Below are 20550 nucleotides of genomic sequence, written 5' to 3'. Positions count from 1 at the left end.
TACGCAGCGTGTACCGTCATCCCGGACAAGCCGTGAAGCGGCGCCGCTCCGGGATCCATGGTCGAGCGGAGTGCCCTATGATGGATTCCGGCGCTCCGCTTCGCTCCAGCCGGAATGACGGAGGCCAGGACGGACAGATCAGTCCTTCTTGCCCTTGCCGGCTTTCTCTTCCGCGTCCTTGCCCCTAGGCTTCTCCCGGTTGCGGTAGCTCGCATTGCCGAGGCCGGTGCCGATGGTCAGCACGGCCCAGTTCTCGACATCCTGCATGAACGGCATGTCGCTGAGGCCCTGCACCACCGCGTCGTTGTGCATCACCACCACGGTCTCGTGCTCGCCGATCTCCGGCGCCATCTCGCGAATGCTCTCGACCAGGTTGAAGCGGCTGCTCGACCAGTTGCCCGGCAGGTTCTGGGCGCCACGGTCGATCGCGCCATCGGCCTCGATCCAGCCGGGGCAGCCGACGCCGATGAACGGCGCGACGCGCAGGCCCTCTTTCTCGGCCTGCCTGATCTGCTCGCGCAGCATCTTGCCGAGCTTCTTCACCGCCTCCTCGCGGCTCGGCTCCTCGTCGGCATGGCGCCAGAGCTCGGATTTCCAGACCCGCGCCTTGGCGAGGTCGGGCGCCTTGTCCTGGCGCAGCTCGACGATTCCGGCCCGGATGTTCGAGCCGCCGATGTCGACCGCGGCCAGGCTGTCATAGGCCTCGAAGATCCATTTCGGCGCCAGATGCGCACTGCCGACCAGACCGGCCTCATCGGGATGGTGGCGGACCGGCACCAGCTCGATCGCATGCCCTTCCGATTGCAGGATGATCCCGGCCCGGGCGATGGCGAGTTCGCCGACACGGCTCTGGCGAAAGCCGCCGCCGACGACGATGCGCTCGACCGGAGCCCACGCCTTCTGCCGGAGGAAACGGCGGATCACGAAGGACAGAGACTGGGCGAAGCGCTCGACCGCGGAGAGCACCAGCGCGGCCTCGCGCGCCTCGCCATTGGTGATCAACTCGTCGAGCTCGGACTTGCTCGGGGCCGCGTCGGTGTCGCCGAGCGGGTCCTCGCCGTTCTCGGCGAGATGGCCCCGCAATTCGGCGAGATGGTCCATAAAGGCGCCCCGGCTCGCCTTGTCGCCGATGAAGCCGTCGCCATCGCGGATTTCGAGATTGTAGCTGGTGACGGTGACCGAGGGCAGTTCCTCTGCGCCATGTCCGCCCTTCGTGCCCGCCTTCGCCGCCGTCGCAACCGCCATCGCTCGCTCCCCCTGCCGTCCCGGAGGAAACGAATGGTGCCGCCCCAGGTTCCGCCTGCGACCGATGGCCCATGCCTGGCGCATGCCGCCCCTGCGCCGGCAATGGGGATGATGCCTCCCTTTTCGTTGACCTCGTCCCTCGCTTTCCCCTCCATAAGACTCGCTTGGGGACGCGGCCTTCGGGACCGCTCGGAGGGGTGAAGCATGTTCGAATTTCTCGGCCGCGCCATCGTGATCGGCGTCGGCGCCACCGCCATTCTCGATCTCTGGGCCCTGTTGCTCAACCGCACGCTCGGCATCCCGCTCGCCAATTGGTCGATGGTCGGGCGCTGGTTCGCCCATCTGCCGCGCGGACGCTTCATGCATGACCCGATCTCGGCCTCCGAACCGGTGTCCGGCGAGCTCGGCATCGGCTGGATCATGCACTACGTGGTCGGCATCCTCTTCGCCGCCGTGCTGCTGCTGATCTGGGGGCTCGGCTGGGCTAAGGCACCGACCCTCGTGCCGGCGCTGATCGTCGGCGTCGTCACCGTCGGCTGCGGCTGGTTCGTCCTGCAGCCCGGCATGGGCTTCGGCGTCGCGGCCTCGAAGCGGCCGAACCCCGGCCAGGTCCGGCTCGTCGGCCTCGTCAACCATGTCGTTTTCGGCCTCGGTCTCTACCTCACCGCATTGCTGACCCGCTGACCGGCGGACGGTCCGACATTCGCCAAGCTCGGCCGGCTGCATTAAGAGCCCCTGACCGGCCTCAGCCGGACAGGAACGCAGCAGGAGTGCAGGCCATGGCGCATTGGACGCAGCTCGACGCCGCGCCGATCCCGGGCGGCGGCACGCTGAAGCTGCTGCAACGCGGCGAGAGCGAGTTCTCAATCACGCTCGGCCATAACGAGCTGATGAATTCGCGCCTGCGCGGCTCGGAGGAGGCGCTGGCGACGCTCGCCGCCGAGCGCCTCGGCAAACGCCCGCGGCCGCGTTTCCTGATCGGCGGGCTCGGCATGGGCTTCACCTTGCGCGCCGCGCTCGCGGTTCTGCCGGCCGATGCCGAGATCACTGTCGCCGAGCTGATCCCGCAAGTGGTCGCCTGGGCCCGTGGCCCGCTCGCCGCGATTTTCGCCGGTTGCCTCGACGATCCGCGCGTCAGCATTCGCGAGGCCGATGTCGCCTCGCTGATCCGCGCCGGCAAGGCCGGCTATGACGCGATCCTGCTCGACGTCGACAACGGGCCGGACGGGCTGATGGTCGCGGCCAATGACCGGCTCTACGACTTCGCGGGGCTCGCCGCCGCGAAATCCGCGCTGCGCAAGGGCGGCGTGCTCGCCATCTGGTCAGCAGGGCCCGACCGCTCCTTCACCGAGCGCCTGCGCATGAGCGGCTTTTCGGTCGAGGAGAAGAAGGTTCGCGCCAATGCCTCCGGCGGCGGCGCGCGGCATGTGGTCTGGCTGGCGACGGCAGCCGCCGCCGATCGCGACCGGAGCCCGCCCGAAAGTGCCCCCTCCCAGCGCGGCCCGCGCAGGCGCTGAGGCCTGCTGGAACCATCGTGCCGGCCTCCGGTTGATCGGGCATCCCCGACCTTTTTGGAGAAGGAGGCCAGCCATGCCCGCAAAATCCAAGGCACAGCAGAAGGCCGCCGGAGCGGCCTTGGCCGCCAAGCGCGGCGACATCCCCAAGAGCGATCTCAAGGGCGCGTCGAAATCGATGGAGCAGTCGATGACCGAAAAGGAACTCGACGAGTTGGCTTCGACTAAGCGCAAGGGCAAGCCTGAGCATGTGACCAAGCACTGAGCCGGGCGGGGCCGGCTTGGCTGCATTCCAAGCCTGTCCGCACCATGACCGCATCGGAAAGGCGGGGAGCGCGGGCCCGGTCGCGAGGCAGATCGTCCACCGACGGGTTGCCCGCTGCCAAGCCCGCTGGTGACAATTCCGCCCACGCTCCCCCGGCTGCTCAGTTCCGCCAAAATTTGCGCGGCTTATCGGGACGGACATGCTATCCCTGCCGATGCTTGCATTGGCCGGCTATCGATTTCGCGAGAACGCCGTCGTGACCCAGAATCCGTTCTCGCCCGGCCGATCAGCCTCCCCGCGACCGCTCGCCTGCACGGCGCGGGCTCGCTCGTGAGCGACGGGCCGAAACCTCAGTCCGGCTCGGTCGCAGCGCTAGGCGCGATCGTCACCGGCGCGCTGATCCTGCAGGTCGCCAGCACGATCATGAACACGGTCGTGCCCTTGCGCATGGCCCTGGAGAAGCAGCCACTGCTGCTGATCGGCCTGGTCGGCTCAGCCTATTCGGTCGGATTCCTCGTCGGCTGCTTCTGGATACCGGCGCTGATCCGGCGAGTCGGACATATTCGCGGCTTTGCGGTCTTCGCCTCGCTGCAGGCGGCCCTGACGCTTAGCTTCCCGGTGCTGCCGGTCGAATGGTGGAGCCTGACGCGCTTCGTCATGGGCGTCGCCGCCGCCGGCCACAGCATCTGCATCGAAAGCTGGATCAGCGGACAGGCCCGATCGAGCCATCGCGGCCGGATCTTCGGCATGTACCAGATCCTGAACCGGCTGGCCCTGATCGGCTCGCAGGTCGGCATCGGCTATGTCGCGATCCAGACCCATGACGTCTTCCTGATCGCCAGCATCGCCTTCTCGATCGCGCTGATTCCGGTCAGCCTCACCCGGGCGAAGGGCCCGGAATCGGCCGAGCTGGTCTCGGTCCGCCTCAACACGCTCTGGCAGCAGGCGCCGGCCGCGGTGATCGGCTGCCTCTATGTCGGATTGGTCAGCGGGCCGCTGACCAATGTCGTCCCCGCCTATGGCATCCTGATCGGGCTCGGCCAGAGGCGCGCCATCCTGCTGACCGCGGTGATCCAGCTCGGCGCCCTCCTGCTGCAATGGCCGATCGGCTGGCTCGCCGACCGGGTCGATAGTCGCCGCGTCCTGCTCGGTGCCGCCTCTGCAACCGTCCTTTCCACCGCGGCACTCGGCGCGCTCTTCTTCTCGGGCGCGGCGCAGCGCGAATGGTGGCTCTACACCCTGTTCGCGCTGACCGGCGGCTTCAGCGTTCCGCTCTATACGGTGGCGGTGACCCACGCCTATTTCCGGCTCGGGCGCGACCAGGCGGTCGGCCTCTCGGCCGGCCTGCTCTTCCTCTGGAGCGTCGGCGCGACGATCGGCCCGCTGGTCGCGACCGGAGTGATGCAGATCGTCGGGCCGCAGGGGCTGCTGCTCTATATCGGACTCCTCTCGCTGGCGGTCGCGGGCTATTTCGCGATGCGCATCCTGACCAACCCGATTGCGCCCGAGGCCTCCGCCGCCCGTACCCCCGCCGAGACCTCTCTTCCCGAGCTCGGGCCGCGCCCGAGACAGGACGCGACCTGAGCGAGCGCGAACGCGCATCCGCCACGATCGGCAGGCTGGACGCCGGCCCTCGGCCAGGATGATGATGGCGCGAACTCCGACGACGATCTGGAGGGGCGATGCATCGCGGGATGATGGGCTGGTCCGCTTTCGCGGCGTTGCTGCTGCAGTGCCTGCCCTCCCTCGCGGAATGCCGCGTCACGGGCCCAAAATGGTACCTGCACACCAATGACAAGGTCACGCTGAAGGCCGAGATGGACTCGCAGGGTTGCGGCCACAGTTTCGGCGTCGCCGGCACCTGGAGAATGGAAAAGCTCGTCGCGCTGAAGCCGCCTGCCAACGGCTCGCTGCGTCAGATCGGCGAGGTGACCTATTATTACATCCCGAAGCTCGGCTTCAGGGGCCACGACAACTACGTGATCTATATCTGCGGCAAGGATACCTGGGGCTCGGGCTGCGCCAGGCTCAACTTCGAGGCCACGGTCAGATAAGCGAGCCGACCTTGCGGCGCTGCCGCGTCAGTTCGCAGGCGTTGCCGCGCAGGCCGAAGCGGTGTGGGAGGCCGGCCAGCTCTCACGGATTCTCCGTTTCACCTCTTCGATATCGTGGCAACGTCCGAAATCGGCCGAGGACAGGCGCCGACGCCCCGACATCGCCCAGTGCCAGCGCGGCGCGCCGTTCGGCGCGTATTTGTCGTGCGTGATGACGGCGATCCGTTCGCCGCCTTCAGCCTCGACATGAAAGAGGTGGTCGATCTCAGGCCATGTCCGCCGAATCCGCATCTGCATCGCCCGCTCACCTCCTAGTTTCGTTGTTCCTATTTTGTTCTATCGAAATTGGCAAGGCACATCTCCTCCCAGATGGCGGGGGCCAACACCGGTGGCGAAAAGAACGAGAAACCTGCGCAAAGCTCCGCGCAGGCTTTTTCCGGCCGGCGGGGCCGTCAGGCACAGGCCGGCCAAAGGCCGTTCGGGCGGATTGCTTGCGGAAGAAATGGCGTCCCGGAAGGGATTCGAACCCCTGACCTACGGTTTAGGAAACCGTTGCTCTATCCTGCTGAGCTACCGGGACGCACGCGATTGCGTTTAGCATAAAGCAGATGCGCGTGAAGCCTTCCTTTATCGTGATTGCGGGGCTCGCTGCGATTTCTGCGGCGGCGCGCCTCGCTGCCGCCGAAGACTGCGTTGCACCCGAGGAAACCCGCAAGGTCCGGCTGGCCGGGCTCGACCGCCATGGTGATCTCGTTCTGGCGGACGGAACTGTCCTTCGCTTGGCCGGGCTCGCGCCGCGACAAGGCAAAACGGAGCGCGAGCGGTTTTCAGCTGCGCTCCAGCCCTGGCTGGGCAGCGAGTTCGAGCTTGCGGCTCTCGGCAGCGCCGATCGCTGGGGCCGGGCTCCGGCGCGCCTCCTGCTTCCGGCGGGCGCGGCCGAGAACAATGCCAAGCGCGACCTTGCCGGCCTCCTGCTGGCGGCCGGAGCGGCGCTGCACCTTCCAGAGCCCGGCCTCGGTGGCTGCAACGCGCTCTGGCGCACGGCCGAGCCCGGAGGCATCGCCAAAGCGGTTGCCAATCGTGCCGATTCCGCCACGCCGGCAACAAACCTTGCCTTTGCAGGCCTGCCGGTGGTCGACGGCCACGATCCCGCCGCGATGAAGGCGCAGGCGGGCCGGATCGCGGTGGTTGAGGGGCGCATCGCAGCGGTTGGCGAACGGGCTCAGCGAACCTATCTCAACTTTACGCGCCGTCGCGGAGCGGGCGGCAGCATCGTGCTGTCGCGATCCCTGTGGCGGGAATTACAGCGCGGCGGCTGGACCGCATCCGCGCTGACCGGTAAACGCGTGCGCGTGCGCGGCGTGATCGAGGGGCGCGACGGCCTCCTCATTGCGATCGAGTCGCGCGCCGCCCTGGAGATGGTCGACTAGGTTGATGCAGGCAATGCAGCGATATCGACAGCCAGCCCGGGGGCGCCTCGTCGCCATGGCGCTGCCGGCTCTGCTGCTGGCCGCCTGCTTCGGCGACCAGAGTTCCCTGCTGCCGCCGCTCGATCAGCCCGGCGGCGAGGCGGCTCCGCGCGTCGCCAGCCTGCAGCGCGGCACGGACCGCGAGCATCTGCGCCTGCTCCAGGCTTTCGGCGGCGAGTACCGCTCCGCCAATGTCCGCGCCGTGCTGGAGGAGATCGTCACCCGCCTCGCCAAGGCCAGCGACGGGCAGATCGGCAATTACGAGATCACCATCCTGAACTCGCCGATCGTCAACGCCTTCGCCTTGCCGACCGGGCGCCTCTACGTCACCCGCGGCCTGCTCGCCCTCGCCAACGACACGTCCGAGATCGCCTCGGTGATGGCGCACGAGATCGCCCATGTCACCGCGCGCCACGCCACCGAGCGGGCCGAGATGGAGCTCGAATCGGCGCTGGTCAGCCAGGTTGTCGCCCAGGTGCTGAACGACCCGACGACGGGCGCGGCGGTCCAGGCGAGTTCGAAGCTGACGCTGGCGAAATTCTCGCGGCAGCAGGAACTGCTCGCCGACCAGATCAGCGTGCGCAACATCGCCAAGGCCGGCTACGACCCTTACGGCGCCGGCCGCTTCCTCGTCTCGCTCGGCCGCAACACCGCCTTCCGCGCCGGGCGCGAGGGCGGCGGCGACAAGAAGCTCGACATCCTTTCCAGCCACCCCTCGACGCCGGAGCGTGTCGCGGCGGTCACTTCCGGCGCGCGCCAGATCGGCGCCCCCGGCATCGGCGAGCGCGAGGCCGGACGCTGGCTGACCGCGATCGACGGCATCGCCTTCGGCGACGACCCGGCCGACGGCGTCGTCCGCGGCCGGCGCTACCTCAACAGCGCCCTGCGCATCGCCTTCACCGCGCCCGAAGGCTTCGAACTCGAGGCGGCGCGCGAGATGGTGGTCGGCGTCGGCGGCGACGGCGCCCAGGCCCTGCGCTTCGACTCGGTCGCGCTCAAGCCCGGGCAGACGCTCGAATCCTATGTCGCCTCCGGCTGGATCGACGGCGTCACCACCGGCACGGTCGAATCCGTGACGGTCGGCGGCCTGCCGGCTGCCGTCACCACCGGCAAGGGTACCGATTGGCGCTTCCGGCTGGCCGCGATCCAGGCCGGCTCGCGCGTCTATCGCTTCATCCTCGCCGCCAAGGGCGAGACCGATCCCGAACGCGGCATGCGCGCCGTGCTCGACAGCTTCCGCAGCCTGACTCCGGCCGAGGCGCAATCGGTCAAGCCAATGCAGATCCGGCTGGTCAGCGCCGCCGAGGGCGAGACGCCGGCGGCCCTCGCCGGGCGGATGGCGACTCATGATCGGCCGCAGGAACTCTTCCTGATCCTGAACGGTCTCGAACGCAGCGCCAGGCTGAACCCCGGACAGCGTTACAAGATCGTGACCGAATAGCCTGGTTTCAGGCGGCCTTGCGCCGCTGACCAGCCATCCCGGCTCGTGCTAGCGTCCCGCGCCAATGACGGTCCCCCGAACGGACGGGCCGCTGACAGGTGGCGGCGGAACGCCGCCCGATCAGGGAGGCGACCATGGCACTCGACCGCCGCATCGTCGAACTCTACGACGAGTACACCCACAAGCCGCTCGACCGACGCAGCTTCATGAACCGGCTGGTCACGCTCGCCGGCTCGGTCGCGGCGGCGGAGGCCGCGCTCGCGCTGCTCGAGCCGAACTACGCGCAGGCCCAGCAGGTCGCCCCCGACGATGCCCGGCTCGAGGCACGGCGCATCGCCGAGACCGTCAATGGCATCGCGCTGAGAGGCTACCTCGTCGCGCCGAAGACCCCCGCCAGGCGTGGCGGCGTGCTCGTCATCCATGAGAATCGCGGTCTCAACCCGCATATCGAGGACGTCACCCGCCGCATGGCGCTGGCCGGCTTCACCGCGCTCGGCCTCGACTTCCTGACTCCGCTCGGCGGCACGCCCGCCGATCCCGATGCCGCCCGCGCGCTCTTCCCGCAGCTCAAGCCGGAGGACGTCGTCGCCCAGGGGCGGGCAGCGCTCGCCTTGCTCGCCGCCCGGCCGGACGCGACCGGAAAGGTCGGCGCCGTCGGCTTCTGCTGGGGTGGGGGCGCCGTCAACGACCTTGCCGTGGCGGCGCCCGAGCTGACTGCCGGCGTCGTCTTCTACGGACGCTCGCCGGACCTCGCCAAGGTGCCGCAGATCAAAGCCCGGCTGCTGATCCAGCACGCTGCGCGCGATACCCGCCTGGTCGAGGGGTTGCCCGCCTATGAGGCCGCGCTGAAAGCTGCCCATATCCGCTACCAGGCGATCGTCTATCCAGATGTCGACCACGCCTTCCACAACGACACCAGCGCCGAACGCTACAATGCCGCCGCCGCCAGGCTGGCCTGGGAGCGCACGGTCGCCTTCCTCGCCAGCGAGACCGGAGCGGCTTGACGGCCCGGGAGCGGCCCCCCCGCCGGGCGATCAAGGAAAAGGCCCGGCGGATCGCTCCGCCGGGCCTTTTCCATATCCGGTCTGGGGAAACCGCCTCAGGCGGCCTCCTCCTGCAGGTCCTCGTCGCCTTCCTCGGCCTCGGCGGCCTCGGCCTTGCTGGCCCGGCGCGGCGACTTGGCGAGCTGGGTCTCGATCTTCTTCAGCGCCTCGGTCTCGGTGATCTCGTCGACCGCCGCGATCTCGCGCGTCATCCGGTCGATCGCCGCTTCATAGAGCTGGCGCTCGGAATAGGACTGCTCGGGCTGCGCCTCCGAGCGATAGAGGTCGCGCACCACTTCGGCGATGGCGACGAGATCGCCCGAGTTGATCTTCGCTTCGTATTCCTGGGCGCGGCGCGACCACATGGTGCGCTTGATCCGGGCGCGGCCGGTCAGCGTCGCCAGCGCTTTGGCGACGATCTCGCCATCGGCGAGCTTGCGCAGGCCGACGCTCGCCGCCTTGGCGGTGGGCACGCGAAGGGTCATCTTGTCCTTGGCGAAGCTGACGACGAACAGCTCGAGTTTGAAGCCAGCAACCTCCTGCTCCTCGATCGCCGTGATCTGACCGACACCATGGGACGGATAGACGACGAACTCGCCAGTCTTGAAACCCAGGCGCACAGCAGCTTTCTTCGCAGTGGTCATGCCGTTTCAACTCCTCATCGGTCCGCAATGTGCGGAGACGCGACTTTCAGTCGCTGGTCGGAATAACCAGCGCCACTCTGCCGGACGCGACGGATGCGACTTTGAAAGTCATCTCCAGGCGCGACACGCTCCCTCAGCCGATTGTTTCTTGATGGCCACCGGACACGAAGGTCGCACAGCCCCGGACTTGGTGCCGGTAGCTCTGCGGACTGCGCTTATGGGGGCGCCCCATTCATGAATTCTCGCAGGGGCAGGCGGAACGAACTCGACTGTGGCAATTGTATACCACAAAAAACCCGCCGAATCAAAGGCAAACGGTTTTCGCGCCTGCCAGCGGGCCCCGCCGGCCCGCCATGGTCGACTGCGTAGGGGGCATGCCCCAGGGGCAGGTTCAGTCGCCTTCGCCGGGGTTCGCCGAGAAATGCGCCTCGAGCTTGCCGGGCACGCCGTCGAACTCCTTGGCGTCGGCAGGCGGCTCTTTCTTCTGCGTGATGTTGGGCCAGCTCGAAGCATATTTCGAGTTGAGCTGAAGCCAGCTGTCGAGGCCGGGCTCGGTGTCGGGCTTGATCGCCTCGGCCGGGCATTCCGGCTCGCAGACGCCGCAGTCGATGCACTCGTCGGGATGGATGACGAGCATGTTCTCGCCTTCGTAGAAACAGTCTACCGGACAGACCTCGACGCAATCCATATACTTGCACTTGATGCAGTTCTCGGTGACCACATAGGTCATGGCGCTGTCCTTCCGATCGACCGGCGCATCCTTAGAACCGGTCGAGAGAGTGTTTCAAGGCCGCATTTAGGCCGGAAACGATAAAGAAGTTCTGCCGAAACATCCGTTTCGGAACATTCCTTGCAGGCCGCGCCAACGCCGGCCGCACGATCCCGAGCGCTTATCCCTTCGGTTCCCCCGGCGCAAGCGACGCATCGCCGCGCTGATCGCCGCCGAGCACCTCGTAGAGCGTCTGCGCCTGCTCGTAGGAGCCCCGGCGCTCGCCGAGCGCCCGCAGCTTCACGACCAGAGTCGCGTGCGGCAGCGCCAGCGTCAGGACATCGCCGAGCTTGAGCCCCTGTGCCGGATTCTCGATCCGCTTGCCTGCGACCCGGACATGGCCGTCCTCCACCAGGCGCACGGCGGCGGGGCGGTTGCGCGCAAAGCGCGCAAACCAGAGCCATTTGTCGAGACGCTGACGGTCTTCCCGCAATCGGACCTCGTGCCTTGGCGCCTCAGCCCTTGCGCCCGTCGCCGCCTTCGAGCTGCGCCTTCAGGGCGAGCAGCTTGGCGAAGGGCGAATCCGGATCCGGCTGACGCTCGGCGGGACGCGGCTTGGCCGGCGCCTGGAAGCGCTGCTCCTTGCCGCCGCGCTCGTCACGGCGCGGACCACCGCCCGGCCGGCCCTCATTGCGCCGGAACTCCGGCCGCGGGCCGCGCTCCTGGCGATTGCCGCCTTCCGGCCGGCCACCGCGACCCTGCCGCTCCGGCGCGCCGCCCGCCGCGTCCCCTGCGGCAGCCTGCCCGCCGGCCGCCGGGCGCTGGCCGTTCCAGCCGCCTTCGCGCCAGCGATTGCGATTTGGCCGCGGACCACCTTCCGGACGCGCACCACCAGCCTCTCCGGCCGGCGCAGCTTCACCCTGATGGCCGGGGCGACGGTCGTTACGACGCCCGCGAGCACCCTGCTCCGGCCGCCTTCCGCCCTGATGGCGATGCGGCCGCCAGACCTCGATCAACTCCGGCTCGGCCGGCTGGGCCGGCTCCTCGGCGGAGACGGCGGTCTCGGCAGCGGCGACGTCGGTTACCGGCTCGGCCAGGGCCGACATCGCATCGGCCGGGACCGGCTCGGAGACGGCCGGCTGGTCGGCCTCGGCGGCGACCACGGGCGCCTCATCCGGCGCAATTGCGAGCTCGGCCTCGGTGAGCACAGGAGCGTCCGGCGTTTCGGCGGCGGCAGCTTCGGGCGCTTCGCTCTCGGAGGCCGCAGCCTCGGACGGGGCCTCCGCATTCAAGGCGTCGAGGTTCTCGGCCGCAACGGCCTCGGCCGCGGCGTCCCCCTCGCCCGCAGGCGAGGCTTCAGCCGTCGGGGTAGCCACGATCGGCTCCGGCGTCGCAGCGAGCGGCACGGTGATCGCAGGGCCCGGCCGCTTCACCGAGACATAGCCGAGCGAGCGCAGGATCGAGGCGAAATCCTCGCCGGCACAGCCGACGAGCGAGGTCATCGCGCCGGTGGCGACGAAGCCGTCCTGGTCGGCGGCGCCCGCCGGCGGTTGGCCCAGCGTCATGCCGGGGCGATAGGCGATGGCCGGACGAATCAGATCGGCAAGGCGTTCTAGGATGTCGACGCGCACAGCACGCTCGCCGCAGACGCGATAGCCGGCAGCCCTGTACAGCCCCTTCGGCACGTCCTTGTTGGCCGGGAACGAGGTCCGGCCGGACGAGGCGAGATGGGCGATGTCGTCGAGCCCGCCCTGCTCCGGGCCGCCATGCTTCAGCGCCCACAGCTGCGCGGCGAGCGCCCGCGGCGCCGGCTTCAGCAGGGCCGGAACGTAAAGATGGAAGGCGCCGAAGCGCATGCCGAGCTGGCGCAGGCCGGCCCGCCCCTCCTGGTCGAGCGTCTTCATCTCCTCGCCGACCTTGGCGCGCTCGAGCACGCCGAGCGCCTCGGCCGCCTGGAAGGCGATGCCGCGGGCGATGCCGGTCAGGCTCGCTGCCTCCTCCAGCACCTGCAGCGGCCCGAGCAGCTTGGTGATGTGATTCTTCAGCCAGAGCGTCAGACGGTTCTCGACCTGCTCGCGCGCCGGCCCGGTCAGGTGCTCCTCGACCAGCAGGCGCAGGCGCGGCTCCAGCACCTTCTCGCCGGCCACGAGGCGTGCCACGGGCTCGCCGATCCAGCGGATGAAGCCGTCATGCGACAGGACGAAGGCCTCGTCGCCTGCAAGCACGACGCGCGAGGCGCGCGCTTCCATCTCGCTGGCGAGCGCCTTCATCGCGGCGGCGTTCAGCGCCTTGGCTTCGGGGCCGCCGGCCTTGGGATCCGCCGTGAAGCGGAAACCTTGCAGCAACCCGACATGCTGGCCCTCGACGAGCACGTCGCCCGCCGCAGTGACCTCAGCTTCCAACATCGCATTCTCCCGCAGGCGACGCATCAATACGCTCGTGCGCCGATCGACGAAACGGCTGGCGAGCCTTTCGTGCAAAGCGTCCGACAGCTTGTCCTCTACAAGACGCGCCACCCCCTGCCAATGCTCTGGATCAGGCAACCAGTCGGGACGGTTCGCAACGAAGGTCCAGGTCCGGACCTGCGCGATACGCGCCGACAGCGTGTCGATCTCGCCATCGGTGCGGTCGAGCGCATTGAGCTGCCCCCGGTACCAGTCCGGATCGAGCCGGCCGTGCCGCATCAGTCGAAGATACAGCATTGTCGCGAGGTCCGCATGCTGCATCGGCGCGATCTTGCGATAATCTGGCAGACCGCAGACCTCCCAGAGTCGCGACACGGCCGGCTTGCCTTGTGCCAGCCTCGCGACGTCGTGGTCGCGCGCCAGGATTTCCAGCGTGGTCATGTCCTCGGCGATCAGCGCGCGGGTCATTCCCTGTTCCTGCGGCTGCTGGTTGAGGCTGTCGAGCAGCCCCGGGACCGAGCGCAGGTCGAGATCGGAATTGCGCCATTGCAGCTGGCGAATCGGCTCGAAGCGGTGATTCTCGATCGCCTCGACCAGTTCGGCATCGAAAGGCGGCGCCCGACCGGTGGTGCCGAACGTCCCATCGCGCAAATGGCGACCGGCCCGGCCGGCGATCTGGCCGAATTCCGCCGGATGCAGCTTTCGGAAATGATGGCCGTCGAACTTGCTGTCCCCGGCGAAGGCGATGTGGTCGACATCGAGGTTGAGCCCCATGCCGATCGCGTCGGTGGCGACGAGATAGTCGACATCGCCGGACTGGTAGATCTCGACCTGGGCATTGCGCGTGCGCGGCGATAGCGCGCCCAGCACCACCGCCGCCCCGCCCTTCTGCCGGCGGATCAGCTCGGCGATGGCGTAGACCTCCTCGGCCGAGAAGGCGACGATCGCCGAACGGCGCGGCAGCCGGGTGATCTTGCGGTCCCCGGCGAAGGTGAGGCTCGAGAGGCGCGGCCGCGTCACCACATTGGCGCCGGGGATGAGCTGCTCGATGAGCGGCCGCATCGTGCCCGCGCCGATCAGCATCGTCTCGGCCCGGCCGCGATGATTCAGCAGCCGGTCGGAGAAGACATGGCCGCGGTCGAGATCGGCGGCGAGCTGGATCTCGTCGACGGCGACGAAGTCGACGGCGAGGTCGCGCGGCATCGCCTCGACCGTGCAGACCCAGAAGCGCGGCCGCTCCGGCTTGATCTTCTCCTCGCCGGTGACGAGCGCCACCGCCTCAGGACCAACCTTCTCGACGACACGCTGATAGACCTCGCGCGCCAGAAGGCGCAGCGGCAGGCCGATCATCCCCGTGGGATGCGCGATCATCCGTTCTATGGCGAGATGGGTCTTGCCCGTATTGGTCGGGCCGAGCACCGCCGTGACGCCGCGTGCGCGGAGCGAAGGCGGAAGGGAGCGGGGTTGGATCAAGACGCTGGAGCTTTCCTGCAGCCTGCGCGGCGAAATACCGAGCCAGCCCTACCGGTTCGGGCGCCCCAAGGGCAACCCGGGCCGTGAACAGAACGAGTCCGGAACGAAGCGAGGCCGAATCGCTGACTCCCGCAGAATCAGGTTTCGTTCACGGCGAGATGTGGCGGCAAGCGATTCAAAAACCACAAGATTTTGAATCGCCCTCGGTTTCCGTCCCTTCGCCGACTTGCGCGAGGGGCGCTTTCGCTCATGTAGGCCTCCCGCGCGGGAAGGCGAGAGGCAAAAGCGAAAATAGTCGCGCACCCGACAGCTCAGTCGCCGAAGACTTCGGCGAACACCTCGGCCGCCTCGTCCGGCGCCTCGACATGGACGAAATGACCGGCGTCCTCGCAATAGGTCACTTCGACGTCGTCGAAATAATAGGACAGGAAGGCGCTCCATTCCGTCTTCAGGACCGGGTCGTGTCGGCCCCAATGCACCCGCGTCGGCTGGTGGATCGGGACGGAGGGCGTCGGATGACCGTCGATGGCGGCGATCCGCGCCGCATTCTGGCTGCGATACCAGTCGAAGCCGCCGCGCAGATTGCCGGGTTTCAGGAAATTCTCGACCCAGCGGTCGAAGACCGGCGCGAAGGCGTCCTTGCGATGGCACCAATGCGTCAGGAAATGCCCGAGATAGAGCGCGCAGGCCTCGCGGCTGGAGCCAATCAGCTGTTCGGCCAGCGGCAATTGCTGGAAGGACTGGTACCAGATCTCGTTGACATGGCCCTCGCGCACCCAGGCCGAGCCGACGCTCGGCGTCGGGCAGTTGAAGAACAAGAGCTTTTCGACCCGCTGCGGATGGCGCCGCGCCAGCCCCTGGGCGACATAGGCCCCGACATCGTGGCCGACGACGCCGACCGGCCCGGTCCCGAGCGCCTCCAGCAGGGCGGCGATGTCGTCGGCATGGCTGTTGGCCCCGACATCGCTGCGCGGCGCGGGCGATTTGGCGCTGTCGCCGAAGCCGCGCAGATCGGGGGCGATCAGGCGGAACTCGCCATGCAGCCGGTTCATCAGCGGCAGCCAGGTCATCCAGAATTCCGGCCAGCCATGCAGCAGCAGCACCGCCGGCCCGTCGCCGATCTCGGCGACATGCAGGACGGTGTCGCGCACCACCACGTCGCGGCGCCGCAATCCTGGCGGCAGTGAAAAATCGCCGGGCATGTCGGCTCCAGGGTCGAATCGCGGCGAAAGGCTAGCCCTCCCACCGCCGATGCGGCAATCCGCCGAACGGCAACGCCTTCATGCGCTGGGAGGAGAGGAAGCAAGGATAAGCGACGGCGGCGACGCCCTTCCCACTCGAACGCGCCGCGGGCGCCTGACCTCAGTTGCGCGAGGTCGCCGCCGTGACGCCGGGATCGACCTTGAAGCGCGAGGCCTCGATCACCGCGGTGCCGATCATCGTCTTCACCGAGATCCGCACCGGCAGCATCATGCCCGTACCGGCGATCGGGGCGAGCCAGGTCGAGATTTCCTTGTTCTCGGCCATGAACTTGGTGCTCGGCCGCAGCGCCCTGTGGCCGGAGATCGGCACGTAGCGTGCCTGGCAGATCGAGACCGGGCCGCTATAGCCGTCGAGCTTGACTTCGCGGGTGCCGGCAAAGCTCAGCTTGATGTCGTAGCGCGCGGCGCCGTCGAAGATCGGCAAGGTGCGGTTGCAGGCCGCCGCGCCCGAGTTCCGCCCGCCTTCGACCGGCATCAGGAAAGCGCTGATCGGGTCCATGACATTGCGGCGATGGGCGTCGCTGATCGGCACCCGGTCCGGCTTGGCATCGATCGGCGGTTCGATCTCGACCGCCCGCACGGCGTTACCGTCGAGCGCCATGCGCACGGTCCGGCTCTCGCTCGAGCTCGCCGAGGAGATCGCGAAGGTCGCCGGTGCGAGCCGGCCTGAATTGAGATTGCCGGTGGCGACGCCCGATCCGCGTCCGCCGGTGAAGCCGCCGACGAGCCCCGTCAGCTTGGCCTGAACGTCGAGCTTGTAGCGGCTGCCCTCGATGTCGCCGCTGAGGCTGGCCTTGCCGAAGGTCATCCCGAGCAGCGAGACGTCATAGGCCGCGTCGAGCGAAGCCGCACCCGCAGGAACCACGCCCGCAAGCAGCAAAGCTGCCAGGGACAGCCCGGGCAGGGACGGCGTGAGGGCGGGCTTCATCTCGATGCTCCGGGCGGCGCGACCGTTCGACAGCTCGCTTGCACTGCGAATCGGTCCGAATCGTGACCTGATTAACGGAGTCTGACGAGAGGAGGTTACCGAGATGTTTCCGTCGCGCCGATCGGCACATCGCCTTGACGTGGGTCTGGCGCTTGGTTATAGACCCGCCACTTCAATTTGACTTCCGGTGCTCGCCTGCCGGCACGTCGCGTGTCGGCGTTTTGTTTTGGGCACCCCGGAAATTTTGGGAACGATATCATGGCCCGCCGTTGCGAACTGACCGGGAAAGCCACCCTGACCGGCCACCTCGTCAGCCACTCGAACCGCAAGACCAAGACGGTCTTCCGGCCGAACCTGGTCAACGTCACCCTGCAGTCCGACACGCTCGGCCGCTCGGTCCGCCTGCGTGTTTCGGCCAACGCCCTGCGCACGGTCGATCATCGCGGTGGCCTCGACGCCTTCCTCGTCAAGGCTCCGGCCGGCGAGCTCTCGACCGGCGCGCTCGCCCTGAAGCGTGACATCGAGAAGAAGCTCGCCGCCAACTGAGCGAGCTTTTCTTCGCGCGGGTCTCCCCTCGCGATTGAATGAAGCGGCCGCGAGGCCGCTTTTTTCGTTTGCCCTTCCGTCATGGTCGGGCTTGTCCCGACCATCCACGTCTTCCTTCGACGAATCCGGTGTTCAAGACGTGGATGCTCGCCACAAGGGCGAGCATGACGGCTGAGCCTCATCCGGCCTGAGAAGCTCGGGTCAAGCCCGAACATGACGCGCGCTGCTATTGCGCCAGCTCGAACTCCAGCAGTACCGTCCGCTGCAGGAAGGTCGAGAAATTATCGTCCGAGATCAGGGTGATGATGGTCCGCCCGCCTTCCAGGTGGACGGCCATCCCCTCCATGTTATCGATCTCCTGGCCGAGATCGGCCTCGATCAGGATCGGTCCGTCCAGCCGCGCCCCCGGTCGCAGCGCAGTGCCGGCGATTCGGCGGATGCGCATGCCGACCCCGCGCAGCGGCCGGTACCACCTCTCCAGCAGCAGCATGTCGCCACCGGGCAGGAAGGCGAGGTCGGTGATGTCGTAGCCATTGCGGCGCACGACCTGGAAATTGCCTGGCTGGCGTCCGCCGATGATGAAGCCGGTCGTCGGCTCGTCCTCCGAGCCGGAGCGCTCCGAGATCGCGACGAGGGCGCCCGCCAGTGGCTGGCCGGCCGGGACGACGCCGAGCGCCTCCAGCCCGCGATTGCTCGGCAGGCGCTTCACGGCGGCCGGAACCGGCACGATCCGCGCCCGTGCCTCGACGCCGTACCGTCCCCAGTCGAAGCGCAGGATGTCATGCGTGCGTTCGACGGCGAGATAGGCGACGCCGTCCTGGATCGCCAGTGCTTCGGTATCGTAATAGCGCGAGCGCGAGAGCGGTCGGCCGGAGACACCGAGCACCGGGGCGATCTCGGCCTGCTCCAGCCCGGCGAGGCGGCCATCACGCCGCACGAGCCGTCCCGTCAGCCAGGAAGCCTTGTCGCTCACCGCCACCAGTTGCGCACCGTCAGGCGAGCGCCAGAGCCCTGAGAAGCCGCCGAAGCGCGGATGGCTTCCGGTCAGCACGAGCCCGCTGCGGAAGACGAGCTGGCCGAAGCGGGTCTTGGCCTGATTGCCCGGCTCGAAAGCCGTGATCGGCCGAGCGGAAACGCTGACCGGCGAGCGGCCGGGCTCGATCGTCTCAGCGCGCGCGGGCGGCGCCAGCGCCGCCGCGCCGAGGCCGGCGACGAAAGCCCGTCTGCTCTGCGTCATTGCAGGCGGCGCGAGACGCGTCCGCCCGAGGCGGCGCCGGCATCCTCTTCGAAAAGCTCAGCCAGCTTCTCGGTCATCACCCCGCCAAGCTCCTCCGCATCGACGATGGTGACGGCGCGGCGGTAGTAGCGGGTGACGTCGTGGCCGATGCCGATCGCGATCAGCTCGACCGGCGAGCGCGTCTCGATCTCGGCGATGACATGGCGCAGATGCCGCTCGAGATAGCTGCCGGCATTGACCGAGAGCGTGGAATCGTCGACCGGCGCGCCGTCCGAGATCACCATCAGGATCTTGCGCTGCTCCGGCCGGGCCAGCAGGCGCTTATGCGCCCAGTCCAGCGCCTCGCCGTCGATGTTCTCCTTGAGCAGCCCCTCGCGCATCATCAGCCCGAGATTCTTGCGCGCCCGGCGCCAGGGTGCGTCCGCCGCCTTGTAGATGATGTGCCGGAGGTCGTTCAGGCGGCCGGGATTGGCCGGCTTGCCCGATTGCAGCCAGGTCTCGCGCGAGAGCCCGCCCTTCCAGGCCCGCGTGGTGAAGCCCAGCAGCTCTACCTTGACGCCGCAGCGCTCCAGCGTCCGCGCCAGGATGTCGGCGCAGGTCGCCGCCACCGTGATCGGCCGCCCGCGCATCGAGCCGGAATTGTCGATCAGCAGCGTCACCACCGTATCGCGGAAATTCGTGTCCGATTCCTGCCGGAAGGAGAGCGGCTGGAACGGGTCGATGATGATCCGCGGCAGGCGCGAGGGATCGAGCGCGCCCTCCTCCAGGTCGAACTGCCAGGAGCGGTTCTGCTGCGCCATCAGGCGCCGCTGCAGCCGGTTGGCGAGGCGCGCGACGACGCCTTGAAGATGCGCCAGCTGCTTGTCGAGATAGGCGCGCAGGCGCGTCAGCTCCTCGGCGTCGCAGAGTTCCTCTGCGGTGACCGTCTCGTCGAACTTCGTCGTGTACGCCTTGTAGTCGGTCTGCGGCCGGTCATTGGCGCGACTGTCGCGCGGGCGCGGCGCCTCGCCGGCTTCCTCGGCCTCGGAGCTATCGTCCTCCTCGTCCCAGTCGCCGGCCGGCGCGTCGGCGGCCTCGGAGGCCCCCTCCTGCATCTCCTCGGCGGCGTCCTCGCTGACCTCGGTCTCGGAACGCTCGCCCTGGCTCTCCTGCTCGGCCTCGCCTTCCTGCTGATCCTGATCCTCGGAGGACTGGTCGTTCTCGTCCTCGTCCTCTTCGTCGTCCTGGCCCTGGCTGGTCTGCTCGGCCATGTCGAGCGAGGCCAGCATGTCGCGGACGGTGCGGGCGAAGGCACGCTGGTCCTCGACCGATTTGGCGAGCCGGTCGAGATCGGCCCCGGCCTTGCTCTCGACATCGTCGCGCCAGAGCTCGACCAGCTTCTGCGCCGCCTTGGGCGGCTTGAGGCCCGTCAGGCGCTCACGCACCATCAGCGCCAACGCGTCCTCGAGCGGTGCATCGGCGCGGTCGGTGATCTCCTCATAGCGCCCGCCGCGGTGATATCGGTCCTCGAGCATGGCGCCGATATTGCCGGCCATGCCGGCCATCCGGCGCGAGCCGAGCGACTCGACGCGGGCCTGCTCGACGGCGTCGAACACCGCCCGGGCAGCATCGCCCTCGGGCGCGGCCCGACGATGGACCGAGGCGTCATGACAGGCGAGGCGCAGCGCCATCGAATCGGCATGGCCACGCAGGATCGCGACGTCCTGGGCGGTGAGCTTGCGCGGCGGCTCCGGCAGGCGGGCGCGCTCGCCGACCAGCGAAGGCTTGTCCGCGGCGAAGACGATTTCCATCTCCGGCTTGCGCGCAATCGCCTTCATCGCGCCGGAGACGGCGCGCTTCAGCGGTTCGGCCGGCGCTTCCTTGGGCGTGCCGGGCTTGCGGTTGGAGATGGACAAGGCCTTGCGGTCTCCCTGGCTGCGTTCAGCGCGAGCGCCCGTCATAGGCGGTGCTGTTGAGCTCCGCCGGCTCGACGCCGGCGAGGCAGCGGGCGTTGATCGCGACCATCTGCGAGCCGTCCGGCGTTTCGCCGCGCGCGAAGGATTCGATGCCGCAGCTCTCGCAGAACAGATGCTGGATCTTCTGCGTGTTGAAGCGGTACTCGGTCAGCGCGTCCTCGCCCTTCGTCAGGGTGAAGTTCTGCGCCGGGGTGAAGGCCAGCACCGAGCCCCGGCGCTGGCAATAGGAGCAGTTGCAGGTGATCGTCTGCCCGAGATCGGCCTCGACCTCGTAGGCGACCCGTCCACAATGGCAGCTGCCTTGGTAACGCGCCATCACCTGCCTCCTCCGCTTGGGCCTGCCCCGCCGCGGACCTGCGG

At 68.3% G+C, this 20550-nt stretch carries 20 protein-coding genes and 1 tRNA gene; 9 read left to right on the top strand and 12 right to left on the bottom strand.

What is annotated here, in order from left to right:
- Positions 1-138: 138 nt before the first annotated feature.
- Complete coding sequence (locus tag AC1REK_RS14165) at positions 139-1245, bottom strand: ROK family protein (protein WP_492270691.1); 1107 nt, start codon at positions 1243-1245, stop codon at positions 139-141.
- Between the two features lie 204 nt (positions 1246-1449).
- Between AC1REK_RS14165 and AC1REK_RS14160 the strand changes: the two genes are divergently transcribed.
- The 5 genes from AC1REK_RS14160 (at position 1450) to AC1REK_RS14140 (ending at position 5078) form a co-directional block, all read left to right on the top strand.
- On the top strand, positions 1450-1929 hold the full coding sequence (locus AC1REK_RS14160) for a DUF2938 domain-containing protein (protein ID WP_492270692.1): 480 nt from the start codon (positions 1450-1452) through the stop codon (positions 1927-1929).
- Positions 1930-2024: 95 nt separating this feature from the next.
- Entirely contained in the window at positions 2025-2762 is a 738-nt protein-coding gene (locus AC1REK_RS14155) for a spermidine synthase (RefSeq protein ID WP_492270693.1), read from the top strand.
- A 73-nt stretch (positions 2763-2835) separates the two neighbouring features.
- Complete coding sequence (locus tag AC1REK_RS14150) at positions 2836-3024, top strand: DUF3008 family protein (RefSeq protein ID WP_492270694.1); 189 nt, start codon at positions 2836-2838, stop codon at positions 3022-3024.
- Between the two features lie 330 nt (positions 3025-3354).
- Complete coding sequence (locus AC1REK_RS14145) at positions 3355-4608, top strand: MFS transporter (protein WP_492270695.1); 1254 nt, start codon at positions 3355-3357, stop codon at positions 4606-4608.
- A gap of 98 nt (positions 4609-4706) precedes the next feature.
- Positions 4707-5078, top strand: a complete 372-nt coding sequence (locus AC1REK_RS14140) for a hypothetical protein (RefSeq protein ID WP_492270696.1) — start codon at positions 4707-4709, stop codon at positions 5076-5078.
- A gap of 27 nt (positions 5079-5105) precedes the next feature.
- Here AC1REK_RS14140 and AC1REK_RS14135 read toward each other — a convergent pair whose 3' ends face one another.
- Positions 5106-5375 (bottom strand): hypothetical protein, encoded by a 270-nt coding sequence (locus AC1REK_RS14135; RefSeq protein WP_492270697.1) that lies wholly within the window; start codon positions 5373-5375, stop codon positions 5106-5108.
- A 206-nt stretch (positions 5376-5581) separates the two neighbouring features.
- Positions 5582-5658, bottom strand: a tRNA-Arg gene (locus AC1REK_RS14130).
- A 28-nt stretch (positions 5659-5686) separates the two neighbouring features.
- Here AC1REK_RS14130 and AC1REK_RS14125 point away from each other — a divergent pair.
- The 3 genes from AC1REK_RS14125 (at position 5687) to AC1REK_RS14115 (ending at position 8992) form a co-directional block, all read left to right on the top strand.
- Complete coding sequence (locus tag AC1REK_RS14125; RefSeq protein ID WP_492270698.1) at positions 5687-6508, top strand: hypothetical protein; 822 nt, start codon at positions 5687-5689, stop codon at positions 6506-6508.
- A 55-nt stretch (positions 6509-6563) separates the two neighbouring features.
- On the top strand, positions 6564-7988 hold the full coding sequence (locus AC1REK_RS14120) for a M48 family metalloprotease (protein WP_492270699.1): 1425 nt from the start codon (positions 6564-6566) through the stop codon (positions 7986-7988).
- 134 nt (positions 7989-8122) lie between these two features.
- The gene (locus AC1REK_RS14115) at positions 8123-8992 is read left to right on the top strand and encodes a dienelactone hydrolase family protein (RefSeq protein ID WP_327521185.1); all 870 of its coding nucleotides are present in this window, start codon (positions 8123-8125) and stop codon (positions 8990-8992) included.
- 95 nt (positions 8993-9087) lie between these two features.
- Here AC1REK_RS14115 and AC1REK_RS14110 read toward each other — a convergent pair whose 3' ends face one another.
- From AC1REK_RS14110 to AC1REK_RS14085, 6 genes are all read right to left on the bottom strand, one after another.
- Entirely contained in the window at positions 9088-9675 is a 588-nt protein-coding gene (locus AC1REK_RS14110) for a CarD family transcriptional regulator (protein ID WP_316018457.1), read from the bottom strand.
- 391 nt (positions 9676-10066) lie between these two features.
- Positions 10067-10405 carry a ferredoxin FdxA gene (gene fdxA / locus AC1REK_RS14105; RefSeq protein WP_316018458.1) on the bottom strand — a complete coding sequence of 113 codons (339 nt, stop codon included), beginning with the start codon at positions 10403-10405 and terminating at the stop codon, positions 10067-10069.
- A gap of 160 nt (positions 10406-10565) precedes the next feature.
- On the bottom strand, positions 10566-10877 hold the full coding sequence (locus AC1REK_RS14100; protein WP_327521186.1) for an RNA-binding S4 domain-containing protein: 312 nt from the start codon (positions 10875-10877) through the stop codon (positions 10566-10568).
- Positions 10878-10899: 22 nt separating this feature from the next.
- A complete protein-coding gene (locus tag AC1REK_RS14095; protein ID WP_492270767.1) occupies positions 10900-14259 on the bottom strand; it encodes a helicase-related protein in 3360 nt (1119 codons plus the stop codon).
- A gap of 314 nt (positions 14260-14573) precedes the next feature.
- The gene (locus tag AC1REK_RS14090) at positions 14574-15464 is read right to left on the bottom strand and encodes an alpha/beta fold hydrolase (RefSeq protein ID WP_492270700.1); all 891 of its coding nucleotides are present in this window, start codon (positions 15462-15464) and stop codon (positions 14574-14576) included.
- 160 nt (positions 15465-15624) lie between these two features.
- On the bottom strand, positions 15625-16452 hold the full coding sequence (locus AC1REK_RS14085; protein ID WP_327521188.1) for a DUF3108 domain-containing protein: 828 nt from the start codon (positions 16450-16452) through the stop codon (positions 15625-15627).
- Between the two features lie 258 nt (positions 16453-16710).
- Here AC1REK_RS14085 and rpmB point away from each other — a divergent pair, with 258 nt between their 5' ends.
- Entirely contained in the window at positions 16711-16998 is a 288-nt protein-coding gene (rpmB, locus tag AC1REK_RS14080) for a 50S ribosomal protein L28 (RefSeq protein ID WP_316018462.1), read from the top strand.
- A 226-nt stretch (positions 16999-17224) separates the two neighbouring features.
- Here the strand turns inward: rpmB and AC1REK_RS14075 are convergent, their stop codons facing one another.
- Genes AC1REK_RS14075 through AC1REK_RS14065 form a run of 3 tightly spaced genes read right to left on the bottom strand, consistent with a single transcriptional unit; the run spans position 17225 to position 20506 of the window.
- On the bottom strand, positions 17225-18235 hold the full coding sequence (locus AC1REK_RS14075) for an esterase-like activity of phytase family protein (protein WP_492270701.1): 1011 nt from the start codon (positions 18233-18235) through the stop codon (positions 17225-17227).
- Positions 18232-20130, bottom strand: a complete 1899-nt coding sequence (gene cobT / locus AC1REK_RS14070) for a cobaltochelatase subunit CobT (protein WP_316018464.1) — start codon at positions 20128-20130, stop codon at positions 18232-18234. The genes AC1REK_RS14075 and cobT overlap by 4 nt, the downstream gene beginning before the upstream one ends.
- A 25-nt stretch (positions 20131-20155) precedes the next feature.
- On the bottom strand, positions 20156-20506 hold the full coding sequence (locus tag AC1REK_RS14065) for a GFA family protein (protein ID WP_492270702.1): 351 nt from the start codon (positions 20504-20506) through the stop codon (positions 20156-20158).
- Positions 20507-20550: the final 44 nt, after the last annotated feature.

It is taken from the genome of Allobosea sp. GW823-FHT02B03, from assembly GCF_058797755.1.
The sequence above is the reverse complement of the archived record's forward strand: the minus strand, read 5'-3'. Positions and strand labels throughout refer to the sequence as shown.

Coding starts and splice junctions, on each gene's coding strand:
- AC1REK_RS14065 (WP_492270702.1), bottom strand. CDS start 20,506: ATGGCGCGTTACCAAGGCAGCTGCCATTGTGGACGGGTCGCCTACGAG.
- AC1REK_RS14090 (WP_492270700.1), bottom strand. CDS start 15,464: ATGCCCGGCGATTTTTCACTGCCGCCAGGATTGCGGCGCCGCGACGTG.
- AC1REK_RS14125 (WP_492270698.1), top strand. CDS start 5,687: ATGCGCGTGAAGCCTTCCTTTATCGTGATTGCGGGGCTCGCTGCGATT.
- AC1REK_RS14165 (WP_492270691.1), bottom strand. CDS start 1,245: ATGGCGGTTGCGACGGCGGCGAAGGCGGGCACGAAGGGCGGACATGGC.
- fdxA (WP_316018458.1), bottom strand. CDS start 10,405: ATGACCTATGTGGTCACCGAGAACTGCATCAAGTGCAAGTATATGGAT.
- AC1REK_RS14085 (WP_327521188.1), bottom strand. CDS start 16,452: ATGAAGCCCGCCCTCACGCCGTCCCTGCCCGGGCTGTCCCTGGCAGCT.
- AC1REK_RS14160 (WP_492270692.1), top strand. CDS start 1,450: ATGTTCGAATTTCTCGGCCGCGCCATCGTGATCGGCGTCGGCGCCACC.
- AC1REK_RS14135 (WP_492270697.1), bottom strand. CDS start 5,375: ATGCAGATGCGGATTCGGCGGACATGGCCTGAGATCGACCACCTCTTT.
- AC1REK_RS14150 (WP_492270694.1), top strand. CDS start 2,836: ATGCCCGCAAAATCCAAGGCACAGCAGAAGGCCGCCGGAGCGGCCTTG.
- AC1REK_RS14075 (WP_492270701.1), bottom strand. CDS start 18,235: ATGACGCAGAGCAGACGGGCTTTCGTCGCCGGCCTCGGCGCGGCGGCG.
- AC1REK_RS14140 (WP_492270696.1), top strand. CDS start 4,707: ATGCATCGCGGGATGATGGGCTGGTCCGCTTTCGCGGCGTTGCTGCTG.
- AC1REK_RS14110 (WP_316018457.1), bottom strand. CDS start 9,675: ATGACCACTGCGAAGAAAGCTGCTGTGCGCCTGGGTTTCAAGACTGGC.
- AC1REK_RS14115 (WP_327521185.1), top strand. CDS start 8,123: ATGGCACTCGACCGCCGCATCGTCGAACTCTACGACGAGTACACCCAC.
- rpmB (WP_316018462.1), top strand. CDS start 16,711: ATGGCCCGCCGTTGCGAACTGACCGGGAAAGCCACCCTGACCGGCCAC.
- AC1REK_RS14120 (WP_492270699.1), top strand. CDS start 6,564: ATGGCGCTGCCGGCTCTGCTGCTGGCCGCCTGCTTCGGCGACCAGAGT.
- AC1REK_RS14155 (WP_492270693.1), top strand. CDS start 2,025: ATGGCGCATTGGACGCAGCTCGACGCCGCGCCGATCCCGGGCGGCGGC.